General features: G+C 61.4%; 18 protein-coding genes. 12 read left to right on the top strand and 6 right to left on the bottom strand.

Annotated elements, in window-relative coordinates; genetic code table 11:
- Window positions 1–8: 8 nt before the first annotated feature.
- The 3 genes from ACFWXH_RS27720 to ACFWXH_RS27710 are packed head-to-tail and all read left to right on the top strand — an operon-like array spanning window position 9 to window position 3449.
- Window positions 9–1742, top strand: a complete 1734-nt coding sequence (locus ACFWXH_RS27720; protein ID WP_379124650.1) for an ABC transporter permease — start codon at window positions 9–11, stop codon at window positions 1740–1742.
- Window positions 1730–2845 (top strand): MBL fold metallo-hydrolase, encoded by a 1116-nt coding sequence (locus tag ACFWXH_RS27715; RefSeq protein WP_379124649.1) that lies wholly within the window; start codon window positions 1730–1732, stop codon window positions 2843–2845. Before ACFWXH_RS27720 ends, ACFWXH_RS27715 begins: the two co-directional genes overlap by 13 nt.
- Window positions 2846–2855: 10 nt before the next feature.
- Window positions 2856–3449: a dual specificity protein phosphatase family protein gene (locus ACFWXH_RS27710; protein WP_379124648.1), complete on the top strand. Its 594-nt coding sequence runs from the start codon at window positions 2856–2858 to the stop codon at window positions 3447–3449.
- 53 nt (window positions 3450–3502) lie between these two features.
- Here ACFWXH_RS27710 and ACFWXH_RS27705 read toward each other — a convergent pair whose 3' ends face one another.
- The 5 genes from ACFWXH_RS27705 to ACFWXH_RS27685 form a co-directional block, all read right to left on the bottom strand.
- Complete coding sequence (locus ACFWXH_RS27705) at window positions 3503–3742, bottom strand: hypothetical protein (protein WP_054311650.1); 240 nt, start codon at window positions 3740–3742, stop codon at window positions 3503–3505.
- A 142-nt stretch (window positions 3743–3884) separates the two neighbouring features.
- Window positions 3885–4862: an FAD-dependent monooxygenase gene (locus tag ACFWXH_RS27700; RefSeq protein ID WP_379124766.1), complete on the bottom strand. Its 978-nt coding sequence runs from the start codon at window positions 4860–4862 to the stop codon at window positions 3885–3887.
- Entirely contained in the window at window positions 4780–5508 is a 729-nt protein-coding gene (locus ACFWXH_RS27695) for an FAD-dependent monooxygenase (RefSeq protein WP_379124647.1), read from the bottom strand. The genes ACFWXH_RS27700 and ACFWXH_RS27695 overlap by 83 nt, the downstream gene beginning before the upstream one ends.
- Before the next feature lie 19 nt (window positions 5509–5527).
- The gene (locus tag ACFWXH_RS27690; protein ID WP_379124646.1) at window positions 5528–5941 is read right to left on the bottom strand and encodes a hypothetical protein; all 414 of its coding nucleotides are present in this window, start codon (window positions 5939–5941) and stop codon (window positions 5528–5530) included.
- A gap of 135 nt (window positions 5942–6076) precedes the next feature.
- Complete coding sequence (locus tag ACFWXH_RS27685; RefSeq protein WP_379124645.1) at window positions 6077–7249, bottom strand: serine hydrolase domain-containing protein; 1173 nt, start codon at window positions 7247–7249, stop codon at window positions 6077–6079.
- Here ACFWXH_RS27685 and ACFWXH_RS27680 point away from each other — a divergent pair.
- The 5 genes from ACFWXH_RS27680 (at window position 7211) to ACFWXH_RS27660 (ending at window position 11182) form a co-directional block, all read left to right on the top strand.
- Complete coding sequence (locus ACFWXH_RS27680; protein WP_379124644.1) at window positions 7211–8254, top strand: LysR family transcriptional regulator; 1044 nt, start codon at window positions 7211–7213, stop codon at window positions 8252–8254. The two genes, ACFWXH_RS27685 and ACFWXH_RS27680, sit on opposite strands and share 39 nt — an antisense overlap.
- Window positions 8255–8281: 27 nt before the next feature.
- Window positions 8282–8965 carry a helix-turn-helix domain-containing protein gene (locus tag ACFWXH_RS27675; RefSeq protein ID WP_379124643.1) on the top strand — a complete coding sequence of 228 codons (684 nt, stop codon included), beginning with the start codon at window positions 8282–8284 and terminating at the stop codon, window positions 8963–8965.
- An 82-nt stretch (window positions 8966–9047) separates the two neighbouring features.
- Entirely contained in the window at window positions 9048–9608 is a 561-nt protein-coding gene (locus ACFWXH_RS27670) for a dihydrofolate reductase family protein (RefSeq protein ID WP_379124642.1), read from the top strand.
- A gap of 123 nt (window positions 9609–9731) precedes the next feature.
- Complete coding sequence (locus tag ACFWXH_RS27665; protein WP_379124641.1) at window positions 9732–10664, top strand: alpha/beta fold hydrolase; 933 nt, start codon at window positions 9732–9734, stop codon at window positions 10662–10664.
- 98 nt (window positions 10665–10762) lie between these two features.
- Complete coding sequence (locus tag ACFWXH_RS27660) at window positions 10763–11182, top strand: MarR family transcriptional regulator (RefSeq protein WP_379124640.1); 420 nt, start codon at window positions 10763–10765, stop codon at window positions 11180–11182.
- A 60-nt stretch (window positions 11183–11242) separates the two neighbouring features.
- On the opposite strand, the gene ACFWXH_RS27655 is transcribed toward ACFWXH_RS27660, so the two are convergent.
- Complete coding sequence (locus ACFWXH_RS27655; protein ID WP_379124639.1) at window positions 11243–12187, bottom strand: LysR family transcriptional regulator; 945 nt, start codon at window positions 12185–12187, stop codon at window positions 11243–11245.
- Window positions 12188–12299: 112 nt separating this feature from the next.
- Between ACFWXH_RS27655 and ACFWXH_RS27650 the strand changes: the two genes are divergently transcribed.
- From ACFWXH_RS27650 to ACFWXH_RS27635, 4 genes are read left to right on the top strand one after another with little or no spacing between them, the layout of a single operon-like run.
- On the top strand, window positions 12300–13244 hold the full coding sequence (locus ACFWXH_RS27650; RefSeq protein WP_379124638.1) for a PDR/VanB family oxidoreductase: 945 nt from the start codon (window positions 12300–12302) through the stop codon (window positions 13242–13244).
- Window positions 13245–13256: 12 nt separating this feature from the next.
- The gene (locus ACFWXH_RS27645; RefSeq protein WP_379124637.1) at window positions 13257–14006 is read left to right on the top strand and encodes an SDR family NAD(P)-dependent oxidoreductase; all 750 of its coding nucleotides are present in this window, start codon (window positions 13257–13259) and stop codon (window positions 14004–14006) included.
- Window positions 14007–14015: 9 nt separating this feature from the next.
- Complete coding sequence (locus ACFWXH_RS27640) at window positions 14016–15062, top strand: Rieske 2Fe-2S domain-containing protein (protein WP_379124636.1); 1047 nt, start codon at window positions 14016–14018, stop codon at window positions 15060–15062.
- Window positions 15055–15867 carry an alpha/beta fold hydrolase gene (locus ACFWXH_RS27635; RefSeq protein WP_379124635.1) on the top strand — a complete coding sequence of 271 codons (813 nt, stop codon included), beginning with the start codon at window positions 15055–15057 and terminating at the stop codon, window positions 15865–15867. Before ACFWXH_RS27640 ends, ACFWXH_RS27635 begins: the two co-directional genes overlap by 8 nt.
- The last annotated feature ends 43 nt before the right edge of the window (window positions 15868–15910 follow it).

The following is a 15910-nucleotide window of genomic DNA, read 5'->3' as shown; positions in this document are numbered from 1 at the left end:
GATAGAAAATGGCGTTGATTGCCATGGAAAGGGTCGAGGAGCGCCGGCGGTTGCCGGCGCTCTTTCCCAAAGCTGAATGGGTGGTGCTGGGGCTGCTGGTGATCTTCGTCGCCGGCCTGTCTTTCGCGCCGCTGCTGCGCCTTGCCATAACCGCGATCGCTCCCGCCGGTGTGATCGATCTCGGCCATATCGCCGAATTGCTCTGGAAGAAAAAAGTCCTGACGGCGTCGACAAACACGCTGGTCGTCGCCTTGCTGTCCACCGTGCTCGCCATGGTGCTCGGCACCGTAGCAGCCGCACTGACCGTTCTCACCGACATGCGCTTCAAGACGGCATGGGTCTTCGCATTCGTGCTGCCGCTAATGATCCCGCCGCAGGTGACGGCGCTTGCCTGGGTTCAGGCTTTCTCGCCGTCGAGTCCGGTTCTTGGCCTCCTCGGTCTCTCCCTGCATGACGGCGGACGGCATCCACTCTATTCACCGGGCGGCATCATCCTGCTTTTGGGCTTCTATCACGCGCCGCTGGTGTTCCTGACCGTGAGGGCAGCACTGCGACGCCTGCCTGCCGAACTGGTCGAGGCTGCACGCGCCGCCGGCGCCACCAGTTGGCAGCTGATCTTCACCATTATCCTGCCGCTGGCGCGGGCGGGTCTGTTTGCCGGCGCCGCGCTGGCCTTCGTCTCGTCGATCAGCAATTTCGGCATTCAGGCCATGCTGGGCATTCCGGCGCGATACCCGACCCTGATCACGCTGATCTATCAGCAGATGAACAGCTATGGTCCCTCGGCGCTCGCCGACATGGCGGTGCTCGCCCTGCTTCTGTCGACATTGACCATTGTTGGGGTCGCCATCAGCGGCTGGCTCGGCCAGCGCGGCGATGTCCGCGTCGACGGCATCGGCCGCTCGCTCGAGATACGGCTGGGGCGATGGCGTCCTATCGTCGAGGCAGCTAGCTGGTTGTTCATCGTGCTCACCATGGCGCTGCCACTGTCGGCGCTGGTGGCCACTTCCGTGGTCACCGGCTTCGGCCAGGAGCTGAGCTGGAAGACGCTGACGCTGGTGAACTACGCCAATGCCCTCGTGCATCAGGCTTCGATCCGCAACGCGTTCCTCACCAGCCTGCTTCTGACATCGATCACGGTCGCCATGTTGATGATCGTGTCGCTGTTCATGGGCTATTTCATCGTCTGGAAGCGTGGCCCGCTGGTGCGTGTGCTGCATCTGTTCAGCGAACTCGCCTATGCGTTGCCTGGCATCATTCTCGCCGTGGCGATGATCCTGTTCTTCCTGAGGCCGTTGCCTGTTCTCGGTTTCAGCATCTACGGAACTGTCTGGATCATTCTGGCTGCTTATCTGTCGAGCTTCCTGGCTCTCGCGCTGCGTCCCGTCCTGGGCGGTTTCGCGCAGATCGACCGTGCCATGGAAGAGGCAGCGCAGGTTGCCGGTGCCGGTTTCCTGGCGCGCATGCGTGACGTCATCATCCCGCTCGTCGCGCCCGCGGCGGTCGCCGGTGGCGTCATGGTCTTCATGAGCGCCCTGAACGAGATCCAGGTTTCGATCCTGCTGGTGTCGTCCAATGCCCGCACCATCGGCCCAATGGTGGTCTTCCTGGAAGAGGGCGGATCGTCGACGCTTGCCGCAGCCGTCGGCTGCCTGATGATCGCGGCGGTGCTGATTCTGATGCTGATGGCGACATGCTTTTCGCGCTACCTGCCGAAAGGGGTGCTGCCTTGGCAAAACTGACGGTTGTCAGCGGGCAGGGCGGCAAGCTTCCAGCCGCCTTCCTGCTGGAAATGCATGGCCGGCGCATTCTCCTCGATCTCGGGGAGGGACCACAGCCTGGGGTGAAGCCAGCCCTGTCGGACGTTGGGCCGGTCGACGCGATCTGCCTCTCCCATGCCCATATCGATCATGTCGGCTCGCTCGACCTTGCGGGCCAACTCGGCAATCCGCCGGTCTACGCGACAGACCGGACGTTCAGCCAGATCTCCGAAGCGGTGCTTCCGCTGGAACGGCGCCGGGAGCTGCCGGTCAGCGGAGAAGCCGAAATCGCCGGACTGCCGGTGATCGTCGGTCGAAATGGCCATGCGCCCGGCGGCATCTGGCTCCATTTCGCCGGTCATGGCGGCGTTCTGTACATGGGAGACTGGAGCGCTGAGTCGCTGCTGTTGCCGTTCGACTGGCCGCCCGCCGCGGGCTGTCTTGTCACCGACGCGTCCTATGGCGATTTCGAGGAATCGCTATCCTCCCAGGTCGAGACTATCGCTGCCTTCGCCGCAGCAGGCGCGGTGTTGTGCGTGCCGGCTGGCGGCAGGGGGCCGGAAATGATGCTGGCCTTGAGTGGGTTGGGTCTGAAAGCGACCCCTTGTCCTGTTGTGCGCCAGGAAATGGAACGTCTCGCCGGCGACGACAGCGGCATGATCGACGCCGAAAGCCGTGCGGGGATCGCCGCGTTGCTGCAGTCGATGCCTACACGGAATGAGTGGTCCCCCACTCAGGTGATCGTGGCGACGGAGGCCAATGCTGAAACCGGACTGGCGGCACAGCTTCTGCGTCGCCGGGCAGAGGGTTTCCGTTTTCTGTTCTCCGGTCATGTCCCGACGCAGACGCCGGCCTGGGAGATGCTGCAACGCGACGAGGCGCGATGGCTGCGCTGGAATGTCCATCCACGGCTGCAGGACACGATGGACCTCGTGACGCGCACTGGTGCAGAGAAGGTCGTGGCGGCGTTCGTGCGGCCCGAAGAGATGCTTCGGCTAAGGCAGTGGCTTGGAGCGCGTCTTTATCTGGAAAGAATTATCTCCTTGCCTGTCGATCGAGACCAATCATTGAAAGCCGCGGAATAGGGCTGCAAGCATGAACGTGAACCACCATGACAGCCGTCCGATGACCGAGGAAGAGGAAGATCGCCTTCCGGTCTTGCTGCCGGTCCTTCCGGATATCGACGACACCGGAAAGACGCTCTTCATCGGCAACGCGGTCGCGGCAAACGATGCCGACCTGCTTTTGCGGAATGGCATCACCTCGACGATGAACCTGGCGGTGAATGTCGAAATGCCGCCGCTGTCCTTAAGCGACGGCACGGTCATCAGGCGCACGCATATCGGCCTGATCGACGGACCTGGCAATATTGCCCAGCATCTCCTGGGCGCCGTGCTCGTGCTGCACGGGATCATCAACCAGCAAAGCCCGGGCAAGGCGCATTATCCGCCTCATCGCGCCGGTAACGTGCTGGCGCATTGCCGGGGCGGGCGCAGCCGCTCCGCCGGCACCATCGCGCTCTATCTGCACCTGTTTCGAGCCGAGCGCTTCCCTGCTTTCGAGGATGCATTGCTTCATGTGCGCATGTGCCGGGGGCTGGATGAAACCCAGCCGCAAGCAGCCATGCTCGATCTGTGCCAGCAGGCCCTCGTGATGAACAAAAGTGTAAATAAGGCGACCGGCATATAGGCGAAGTGCTTATGGCGATGCGCCGGGACGGACCGGCGCAAGCCTCAAGGTGCTTAAATGTCGTTGGCTATGGACGTATCGTCACGACGCTCAACCGGAACGTCGCGCTTCAACAACTCACCAAGGACGTGTGCCGTTTCCCGCAGCAACCAATCTAGATCGTCCGGCTGCAGTTTGTCTTGATGATCGATTGCATCCATCACCGTGACCAGCAGATCGACACCTCTCTGGTGGAATTGCATCCCTGCCTCGTTTGTTGCCGCATACTTCTCGCGAGGAGAAAAGACCATCATTCGCGCCGATGCTCAAGCGGGAACTAAACCATGACCGAGAGCGGGCAGTCGTGAAATGACCGCGCTACGTGGCCTGCCGCTGCTGCCCATGCCAGGGGGTCAAAGCGCCACCTTTTCCGCGAGCCGTTGGTGACAATCCTCGCTAGCCCTCTTCGAACGGGCTGCTGTCGGCAAGGGCTTGGTCCGCATGAAGTATAGAGGCCCAAACGCGCTTCAACGTTACCTCGGGTTTGTCAACGGTGGTTCGCGCGCGCCAGGCGACGACGCCATCCGGCCGAACCAAGACAGCGCCTGTATCGGTGACGCCATACTTTTCCTCCCATTTCCCTTCGACGTCCCGCACATCGTGTCCGAGCCGGTAACAGGAGATGCCGCTGCTTTTCCTTTCCGAGATCCCGCGCGCGGCCCTGCACCAGGCCTCGCCCCGGGGACCGGCCAGCAACACGAAACCGCGGCCGAAAAGATCGAGTATCGAGCTTTCAGTATCGTCGCGCTCGACCATCATGTGCGGGGCGCGCGTGCCCGGTTTTCCGGCCAATGCCGCAAACGGCTCGAATGGCGGCGTCTGCGGTGGCGGTCCTTCGGCCAGCAGGGCGCCGCTGTCATAGCGCTGCCCGAACACGACGTCATAGTCATTGACGATTTCGACCGGTGGCGGCAGGCGCTTTGCTGGATCGTCAAACCATTTCTGAAGACGGGCGAGCGCCTGCGCCACGGTCGCTTCGATAACCGGGCAGCGCTCGACATCATAAGTGTTGAGAAGCTCCGCCGGCGCCTCGCCACGAATGACCATGGCGAGTTTCCAGGCCAGATTGTGCGCATCGTGGATACCGGAATTGCCGCCGAAAGCACCCGGCGGTGGCATGAGGTGGGCAGCGTCACCGATCAGGAATGAGCGTCCCTGCCCGAAGCGGTCGGCTACATAGGCAGAAACTTCCCAGGCGCGCGCATCGACAAGCTCCGCCTCGATGTCGGCACGCCCCGCCGCTCGAACCACGAGATCGCGGCAGCGGTCCCGGTCGAAATCCTGCGGGCTTTCACCCTTGTCCGGAAAATACTGCAGCGCCAGCAGCCAGCGGCCGCCCTCGCGCGGGATGACGGAAGCGTTGAGGTCCGTCACGAAGAATGACGTCAGGCGCTTGCCGTCGATGGTGGGCAGCAGGTCCGTCATCGAAGATGATGTTCATCCAGTGCTGCAGTGCGCCGACACCGCTCCTGCCGATGCCAAGCATCTCACGCAGCCGTCCGTTGGCGCCATCGGCAATGACGAGATAGTCGGCGGTGATCTCCCGTTCGGTCCCCGTGGTCCGATCTCTCAGACGGGCGCGGACTCCGCCTTCACTTTGTTCGACGGCGGCGCATTCGGTCGCGAAGCGGATGTCGGCTCCGAGCTGTTCCGCATGACGCCGGAGAATGGGCTCCAGCACATGCTGATCGCAGGTCGCCGGCTGCGTCGGGCTGAAGTCGCTGGCATCCGGCCAGGCAGGACCGCCCCACTGAATGGCCGGATCGGACAGGTTTCGGCCTCTTGCCAGACCGCCGCCTTGCTGGTCGCCGGTCCGATTTGCGCGGATCTCGTCTTCCAGGCCAAGACTGCGGAATATCTCCATGCTGCGTGGCGAGATGCCGGCGAACTTGTACTGGATAGAGGTGCCGGGATGGCGCTCGACGAGAACGCAGGCAACACCGTGATGGGCCAGCAGACAGGCTGCGGTCAGGCCGTTCAAGCCTCCGCCGACGATGAGGACCGGGTGATCGTTTTCCATCGATGTCTCCAAACGGGGTTCAGCAGAAGCGGGCGATCATCATCGAAGCCACAGTGAGCATGAGCAGCCCGGCGGCGGCGCGATTGCCCGTGGTCATGCTGCCGACGAGCGCCAACTGGCTCTCGGGCGATGCGGCCGCCAGTGCGCCTCGGGTGCGGCCGACGAACAAGATCTGGACAGCAGCCGCCAGGACCGCTGCCACCAGCCCGACAAGCAGAATCTGCTCGTGGAGGCCGAAGCTGCCGCCAAGCTGAAACCACCACATGCCGGCGCCGGTGGCCAGGGTCATGGCCGCCGACCCCATCTGGAATGGAAACAGTCTGGCGGCGGAGGCATCACCGAGATTGGCCATGGCAGAGGTCGACCCTGCCCAGAACACGCCCGCCAGTACATGGATCGTGAGCGTTGCGATCAGCGGATAAAGGTCCATCATGGTCACCTCGTTTTCTGGCTTTACTTGGTTTGTTTGTTTGATTAGTCAAGATATTTGACTCATCAAACTATTTTGCTAGACTCCTGCACGTCATGGAATTCTCGCTGCCAATCTGCTGGCGAGCCGGGAGAAGCCTCATCTCGGGTCGAGCTGTGTGGCTGCGGCGATAATGTGTTTGGGAAACTGCCCCAGCATTCCTTCAAAGGCTGTGTTGGTCAGTGCAATCACCGACAAAGACCGTTCGAAATCGATCGCCCACATATGTCCATAAACACCACCCCAACTGACGGAGCCCTTGGACAAAGGCGATTGAGCCGAAGCCGGATCGATCAACACGGATCCCATCCAGCCAAACCCCCAGCCCGGTCCTTGCGTCTTGGCCTCTGGGCCGACCCTTTCCTGGCGGGCTGCATGCCGAAGTGCGGAACTCAAGAACATGCCGTCACGGTAAGCTTCGAGCAATCGCAGCATATCCATGGCGAGGCCGGCCATGCCTGCCCCGCCCGAAGGAAAGGCTTCGCGTCGGTAGATGCGGTGAGGATCGAAACGCATGCCGGCCCCCGGTATGCCCGGAAGCGGAACATCCACGATCGTGTCGACCAGCAAAGGTCCGTGCTCGCCGTCGCGATACGGAACAGCCAGGTCGTCGCCGCCCCAGTGGAAAGAGGCACGGAGTTTCAGCGGGCGCAAAACCAGCCTGTCCATTGCCTGCGGGAGCGGCGCCCCGGCAGCAGCCGAAACCACCGCGCCGAGGACATCGGTCGCCACGGAATAGCGCCATGTGACGCCCGGTGCACGATCCAGCGGAACCGACGCTATCCTTCGAAGATTCTGATCGAGCGACAGCGTCGCTTCGTCCAATCCATCGGATATACCCATCACATGGTAGGGCCCGTCCGCCGGTTGCTGAAAAGCGTAGTCGAGCCCGGCAACATGGCTCATAAGATGGCCGACCGTGATCCCGGCCAGGTTGCCCTCTTCGGTCCTGGGCGCGAAGCAGGGGAGCCACCGCGAAACCAGGTCGTCGGCCGAGAGGGCGCCGGCTTCAAGCAGCTTGAGCGCCGCCATCGTGGTGAACAGCTTCGACAGCGAGGCAAATCTGAACGGCGTTTCGACGGTCATCAGCCTTCGAGTTTCGCGATTGGCCAGCCCGGCGGCGCGCTGGTAGATCAACGTGCCGTCCTTGGCGACCAGCACCACGGCGCCCACAATGCGCCGTTCCAGAAGCGCCAGGTCAATCGCTTCATCGATTGCGGTGAAATCGCCGGGTTGAAATTGCTCGGCGGCGGCCATGTATCGGGCAGACATTCCATGCTCCCTCGGCGAGATGATCACCGAACGACTATAGGTGGGGTCTTCCTTAAGCTCGACTTGGCGATGCCTTACAGATTCTGTAAGCTTTGCTTCATGATCGACCCGGCGGTTCTGCACCTGATCCCGACATTCCGCGTTGTCGCCCAGTGCGGCGGGTTCACGGCCGCGTCGGGACGTCTTGGCGTCTCTGCGTCAGCGGTTTCGCAGACCATCAAGAAGCTGGAAGAGTTGATCGGCGTGCGCCTCTTCGAGCGAACAAGCCGCAGTCTTCGCCTGACCGATAGCGGTGAAGAGTTTCTGCAATCGGTCGGGCAACCGCTGGACCAGATCGAAAGCGCAATCGACATGTTGTCGAACCGTGCCGGTTTACCGGCCGGTGTGCTTCGTGTCACCTTGTCCCGGCTCGCCGCGAAGATCTGTATTTTGGGCAGGATGGCGGAATTCGTCCAAACCTACCCGGGCGTCACCCTTGAACTCTCCACGGACGACCGCTTGGTCGATATCGTGGCCGGTGGTTTCGATGTTGGCATCAGGATGCGCGAGACGCTGGAAAACGACATGATCGCCCGGCCAATCGGAATACCCCTGCGCCGCAGTCTTCTGGCCTCGAAGGCCTATGCCAGCCGGCACGGAGTGCCGTCGACAGTCGATGATTTCGCCAATCACCGCTTCATCCGCTACCGGTTTCCCGGGAGCGAGCGACTTGCGCCGCTGGAATTCGGCGCCGACGACCAATTGAAACTCGTCGATCCAAATCCGTTTCTCGTGCTCGACGACGACAATCACATCTCAACCGCTGTTCGCGAGGGCCTCGGTATCGCCCAGCGATACCGACAGACCGAAGAGGACGCGATCGATAGCGGCGAGCTCATCGAGATCATGCCTCGATATGAACCTTCACCGGTTCAGTTTTTCGCATACTACCCATCGCGACGGCAGCAACCGGCGAAACTGGCTGTGTTTCTCGACTGGTTTTGCGGTCGAGCACGAAGCCGATGAACTGTGGTCCCGCAGGAGGGTGCGCGGATGGAATGGGCGACAACCATTTTCCCGATCGAGAGCCGCGTCGAGCCATCGGACTTCGTGGAACGGATCTGGCGCACACACAGTGTCGCGGCGGATTCCATGATCTCCGTTGCCGTCCCGCATTGGCAGATCGTCGTCGTCAAGCAGGCCGACCGGCCGGCAAGCATGTTGGTGCGCGGGCCTGAGACTGCGGCCAGCATCGTGGGTATCCCGCGGGATGCCGAGTTCCTGGGCATCGAACTCAAGATCGGCACATTCATCCCCGATCTGGCTCCCGATACGCTCGTCGACATCGGCAAGGAACTCGCCTCGACATCGCCGAGCCGGGTCCACCTGGCCGGATCGAGTTGGGAAATCCCGGACTTTGAAAACGCTGCCGACTTCATACGGCATTTGGCAAAGGCTGATGTGCTGGTCCGCGATCCGATCGTCGACCAGACGCTGTCGCGCAAGCCGGTGGAGGTCACCGAACGCTCCGTCCAGCGCCGTTTCCTGCGCGCCACCGGACTGTCCTACGGCATGGTGCGTCAGATCGAGCGCGCCGAGCGTACCGCCGCCCTGTTGATGGCCGGCACCTCCATTCTCGATGCGGTCGACATCGCCGGCTATTCCGATCAGGCGCATATGACGCGATCGCTGCGCAGGTTCCTCGGCAAGACACCGGGCAGCCTGAGCAGGTCCTGACGCTGTCGTTTTCTTTCAAGACCCGAAATCCCCTCGAATTGTAGCTTCCCTCCATCAACCACGCAGTTTGACGGAGACAATCATGAGAAAGATCATCAATTCGACCTACATCACGCTGGACGGGGCGGTCGGAGACCCGCACGAATGGCCAAGCCTCGGCACGTCAGGCAAGGCGGCCAGCTACGACATCCAGATGGAATTGCTGCAGGCCTGCGACACGCTTCTGCTGGGGCGCAGCACCTATGAGAGCTTCGCCCAGGTATGGCCGACCATGGCCGGCGATACCATGGCGGACTACATCAACGCCATGCGCAAGCTGGCGGTGTCGACCACGCTTCAGAATCCCGCCTGGAACAACACCGAGATCATCAGCACCGATCTCGTCGAGACGATGCGGGCGCTGAAGAACCAGCCCGGCAAGGACATCGTGCAGTATGGGCTCGGCGAGGTCTCCTTCGCGCTCATGGAAGCCGGGCTGGTGGATGAACTACGGCTGTGGGTGCATCCGTTCATCCTCGGCCGGAGCGGACCACGGACGCCGCATTTCCTTGCCTGCCCGCGGACGTCGCTGGAGCTGGCAGGTTCGCGGGCGCTGCCCAACGGCATCGTCGTCATGAACTACAACTACCGGCGCGAAGCCTGAGACACCTGACCGGTCGGGGTGCCGGCCGGAATCAGGAACCATCCCAAAATCCACACTCACCGCAGCCGGCGCCGATCCTGCGCGGGAACGATGAACCTCGCCATCGATACAGGAGAATCTGTCATGACCACCCAACACCTGCTCTCGAAGCAATCCCTCAGCCGCCGAGCTCTCGTCATCAGCGGCGCGGCCGCTGGCTGCATGATCGCCGCACATACGGTCGCTGCGCAACCGCTCATGGCGGCAAACGATCGATCGCCGGCCATATCGGGTACAACGCCCGTTGGCGGCATCTACTATGAAGTCCATGGCGGCCCGCTGGCGGCCGGCAAGACACCGTTCGTGCTGATGCACGGCGGCTTGATGACCATCGAGACCGCCTTCGCACCCGACCTGCTGCCCAGGCTTTCCACAATTGCGCCGACCATCGCGATTGAATCGCAGGGCCATGGCCATACGCCCGACCGTTCGGGCCCGATGCAGCTCGACCAACTGGTGGCCGATGTGATCGGCGTGCTCGATCATCTCGACGTGCCTGCCGCGCATCTGGTCGGCCACAGCCTCGGCGCGCTGACAGCAGTCGAAATGGCGATCCGCCAGCCGGATCGCGTCAAATCGGTGACGTCGCTCAGCGGTGTCTATAGCGTCGATGGGCAACTACCCGAGTTGATCGCACTGCAACGCGATCCGACGCACAAGCCGTCGGCGGAACTGGCGCCGCTGCTCCCGACTCCCCAGGATTTTGCCGGGTGGGCGGCGAGTTTCGACCGCAGTGGCGGCAAGTCGGCAGGGATGTTCGACCTGGCAAACCGCATCAACCAGATGCGCGACCGCTGGGACCGCTGGACGCCGCAGGAGCTGGCTTCGATCCGTGTTCCGACATTGCTGGCGATTGGCGACAAGGATTTCACGCGAATCGACCATGCCGCCGAAATGAAAACGCTCATTCCAGGCGCCGAGCTTGCCGTGCTGCCGGGCACGACCCATCTCGGGGTGATCAGCCGCGGCGACTGGCTGGTCCCGATGATCCTGTCGGCGATCGGGCAGGCAGGGTGAAGAAGGCGATAAACTTCACCGACGTCACGCTGGCAAACGAAGTCGCTCATGCTAAGGCTGCATGGACCCTGTCTTTTTGAGAGAACAAGCCGGTAGACATGTCCGCCAATCCTCGCGCCGCTCAAGCATGGCGGCTGATGTTCGACTTCCTGATGCGTTCATCGCCGCAGCGCCTGGAAAGTCTGGAGAAGCGCAAGCTGACGCCGAACGACACGCGGGCGCTTTTCACCTTGCAGGACGGGAATGAGAAGCCGATCGGAGCGCTTGCCGAGGAATGGAACTGCGACCCGTCCACGGCGACCTGGCTCGTCGACCGCCTCGAACGCGCCGGCCTCGTCAACCGCATTGCCTCCACCGAGGACAGGCGCAAGAAGCTGGTGCGGCTGACCAAAAAAGGCGCAAAGACAAAGCACGACCTGATGGCGGAATATTATCGGCCGCCGTCAGATCTGGATACGCTCACGGATGATGAGCTGGATGACCTTGTTGCTTTGCTCGGCAAGCTGAGTGCGGGCTAGGTTGTTTCGAAGTTCCACGATGGCTTCTGTCGTACGCGCGCCCTTGCCGTTAGCTCGACCTTATTGAGCCGCTCGATCCTGCGGCCTTGTCTTGGCACGCAGATCGAAAGCACTTTCTTCGCTCAATTGATGCTTGCAGTAGGCCCAGAATTTTTCGGCAGCAGCTACAGGTTTACGATTTGCAAGCCGGATCAACATGATGCCGCGCTGTGTCTGAGGCTTGACCATGATGCGGCGTACGCAGCGGAAGGAATGGTCGTTTCGCATGGCGTTCGCCGGCAGAATTGCAACCGCGAGCCCTTGTTCCGCTAAGGCGAGTGCAGTCGTGCCGAAAGTGACCTCATAGCGCGTGTTGAGCCATATGCCGAGCTGGCCCGCCGTCTTGTCGACGATATGACGAAGCGGGCTGTTTCGGTCGAGCAGTGCCAATGGCGTATCCCCCAGTTGCCGCCAGGCGATGGTTTCTGTCGCGGCGAAAGGGTGGTCCGGTGCGACATAGGCGGCCATCTGATCGGTCTGGACCATCTGCTGGACGATTCTCGGATCGGTTTCGACCCGTGTCGCAATCGCGAAATCGACCAGGTCGTTGCGCACCAGCTCCACCAGATTCTGCTCGGCGGTATCGCGGATGACGATGCGAACGCCAGGAAAGTCCTCTCCGAACTTTCGTATCGCGATTGGAAGGGCGCCGGAAGCCAGCACCGAGGAACAGGCGACGCGGACCTCGCCATCCGCAAGGCCAGAGAGATCGCCGGACGTTTCTTCCAGGCGTTGAAGGTCCGATAGGATGCGCTCGGCAGTCGGCAAAAGCTGCATGCCGGCCTGGGACAATCGGACGCCTCGAGTATTGCGGTCGAAAACTGAAACCGAGAGCGTCTGCTCCAGATCCCGGATCAGCACGCTGAGCGAGGGCTGCGTCACCCGCAACACATTCGCCGCCTGTGAGAAGCTCTGTTGCCGCGCAATGGTCACGAAGGCCAGGATCTGCCGGGTTGAGATCTTCACCTATGGCACCTTGATTTATAAAAAAATCCTATTTCGAAATAAGCATTAATACGAAATAGCCTGCTCACACAACTTCTCGAATACCCAAAGAGGAACGGAGGAGAGCGGAGTGATGCAGGTTGTCATACAAGCCGTTGTCCCGGTCGCGACCGGCATCGTTCAACTGAGCCTGAAGCCTGAGGCAAAGGATCGACCGATCACCGTCACGCCCGGCGCGCATATCGATTTGCACCTGCCAAATGGACTTGTCCGGCAATATTCCCTGATCAATTCCCGTGCGAGCGAGACGCTGGAGGTGGCGGTCAACCTGGACCCGCAAAGCCGAGGCGGATCCATCTGCGTGCACAAGGACCTGAGACAAGGCGACCGGATCGAGATCGGCCAGCCGCGCAATCATTTCCCATTGAACGAGACGGCGGCGCATTCGGTCTTCATCGCAGGCGGCATAGGGGTCACGCCGATCTTCGCTATGGTGGAGCGGTTGGCTGAACTTGGTCGTTCCTGGATGCTTTTCCATTGCACCCGAACGCCGGATCGCACGCCCTTCGCTGTCGAACTGCGCGATCTAGCCACTCGCTCTCAGGGTGCGGTGATCCACGTTCATGACGGGGTTCCGGGCATCCGCCCGCTCGATGTAACCGCGGTCGTTCAGGCTGCATCCGCTGATACGCATTTCTATTGCTGCGGGCCAAAACCTCTGATGACCGCCTTCGAAAGCGCCACTGCCGGTCTGCCGCCCCATCGCGTTCACGTGGAGTATTTTTCCAATGACGAGGCCCAGCATGAGGGCACGGAATTCGAATTGATCTGTGCCCGTTCCGGCTTGGCCGTGAAGATACCGGTGGGGCATTCGATCCTCGAAACACTCGAGACAATGGGCCTGACCCCGCTCTGCTCCTGCCGGGAGGGGATATGTGGCACCTGCGAGACGGCTGTTCTTGAAGGCACGCCCGATCATCGCGACCTCGTCCTGACTCCGGACGAACGCGCCAGCAACACCAGCATGATGATTTGCGTCTCTCGCGCAAAAAGTCGCTCGCTCACTCTCGATATCTGAAGGAAAGCCTGCATGAGCCTCTTACGAAACAAGACCATCATCGTCACGGGAGCCGGCGGCAACATCGGCCAGGCTTATTGTCGGGGGTTCCTCGAAATGGGCGCGAACGTCGTGGCCGCCGACCTTAACGACATTGGCACGGAGGCGGCGAAGTGGGGGCACGCCGACCGGCTTATGACGATAGCGGCGAATGTCCTTAGCCAGCCGGATTGCGATCGCGTGGCCGAGGAAACTGTCAGGCGATTTCACCGCATCGACGGCCTCCTGAACAACGCCGGTTTCTTCAAGTCCGCAAGCTTTGGCTCCTTCCTCGATATTCCGCCGGAAGAATGGGACCTTTGCTACCAGGTGAACGTGCGCGGCACCTGGCAGAGCATCAAGGCGGTTCATGCGCAGATGAAGCGGCAAGGTCAGGGAAGCATCGTCAACATTTCGTCGAACACCCCCTACAAAGGTGTGCCGAATTTTCTGCACTATGTGTCTTCCAAGGCTGCGATCGTCGGACTTTCGCGATCCCTGGCCCGGGAGGTAGGGGGCGACGGAATCCTCGTCAACACGCTGTGCCCCGACCTCATTCCCGACGGCGATATCGTGGCGCGTCAGGGGAGTGCCGCCGACGAACGAACCATCGCCGGGCGATGTCTCAAGCGTACCCAGTTTCCCGAGGACATGGTCGGTGCGGCCGCGTTCCTCTTCAGTGACCTCGCTGGTTTCATCACCGGCCAGAGCCTTCTGGTCAACGGTGGCGCTCATTTCAACTAGGAGACAGCAATGTCCGTTATGGAACTTAAATCACCACCGCCACACGAGAGTCCGACCTATCTGGCACTTCGCCATTTCTGGCATCCGGTCTGCTATTCCGATGAGGTCACGGACAAGCCGCACGGCGTCAGACTGATGGGCGAAAACGTCGTGCTCGCCCGGCTCGGCGGTGAACTGGCCGCCATGCAGGACCGTTGTCCGCACAAGGGGGCAGCGTTGTCGCTGGGTCAGATCGTCGATTGCAAGCTCGAATGCCCCTACCATGGCTGGCAATTCGATGAGAAGGGCGATTGCGTGCGGATCCCTGCGCGGGAGGAAATGGCAACTGTCATGAACCGCAAGGTGCGCAGATACCATGTCACCGAATCCGCTGGCATGGTTTGGGTCTGTCTTGCGGATGTGCCCAAATATCCAGCGCCGGTTTTTCCGGAACTGAAGGGAGCGGAATATCGAGTTTTGCGCGGCAGGCCTTATGACTGGAACACCTCGACACCGCGTCGCCTCGAGAATTTTGTCGATTTCGCGCACTTCTCCTTTGTCCATGACGGCACCATCGGCAGCCGCGAGAACCCTCGTGTCGAGGCGGTAAAGGTCTGGCGCGAGAACAATGTCATGCGGTTCGACCGCAGCGGGGTGAAAGAACCTGGCGTGGGCAAGAAGAAGGAACTGCTGGGCCTGACGGATGATTGGATCGAGCCTACGAACGTCTATCACGTCACCATGCCGCACACGGTACACCTCAAGCGGGTATTCCCGAACGGCAAGCGATACATCCTCTTCATGGCCGCCTCGCCGGTCGATGCAACCACCACCCGAAGCTTCTGGTGGCAGGCTCGTGACTTCGGGACGGAGGAAGAGCATGACGCTTTCTTCATGGATTTCGAGGACGAAGTCCTCGCCGAGGACAAGCCGATCATCGAGTCCCAGACGCCGATCCAGATGGACCTGGCGGGTGAGCTCGCGCGGCAGGAAATGCCGGTCCGTCATGCGGATATCGTCAGCGTCGAATATCGCCGCTGGCTGCTCGAACTGACGAACGAGCTAGCGAATGCCTGATGAGCCAAGATCTTTCTATGTCAAGGGAGCCGGCGTCCGGCTCCATTTGACCGACCATGGCGGGCCTGGCCCCATCATTCTTGCACTGCATGGCGTGACCGGCGGCGGGTTTCTCTGGTCCGGCGTAGCGCGAGAGCTGGAAGGGCGAGGGAGAGTGGTCGCGCTCGACTTCCGAGGACACGGCCGAAGCGATTGGTCGCGGGATCGCGCGTATGAGACGGCCCACCACGTTACCGATCTCCTTCTGGTGCTGGATCAGGTCGACCTCGGGCGTAGGCCTCCGGTGATAGTCGGTTCGTCATGGGGAGCGCTCGTTGCCATCCAATTGCTGGCCATCAGGCCCGACATTGCTGACCAGTTGATCATCGTCGATGTCGAGCCTTCGTTCCAGGCGAGCGAAGCAGATGTCCTTCCACGCCCCTACCGTTTCGCCTCCTTGAACGAGGCTCTGGCTTGGGAGCGCGCCGCGAACCGCTATGCCGTCGAGACGGATTTGACGGCCTTCACGCGTGCCTCCCTGGTCGAAAATGGGGAAGGTCAGTGGCTACGCCGGCACGATCCGTTCTTTCTCACGCACTGGCCTTTTCGCAAGGACAATCTCTGGGAGGAGCTCAGCGGCCTCTGCCAAAATGTGAAAATCATCCGTGGTGACCAGAGTTTCGTGCGGCATGAAATCTGCCAGCGCATGGCTCGCCTGAAGGAGGGATGGAGCTTTTCCGAGATCGCATCGAGTGGCCATCTGGTGCCTCTGGAACAACCCCGCCAGCTTGCAAAGGAGATTGCGGATTTCATCGGTGTCGCCTGAAAGGGCGCCCCGTCCTTTGGAAAAAAATCACTGAAAAGCGGCA

The sequence above is a fragment of the Mesorhizobium sp. NPDC059054 genome (genome assembly GCF_042739215.1).
In the GTDB taxonomy this organism is placed as follows: domain Bacteria; phylum Pseudomonadota; class Alphaproteobacteria; order Rhizobiales; family Rhizobiaceae; genus Mesorhizobium.
This window is presented reverse-complemented; position numbering and strand designations above follow the sequence as displayed.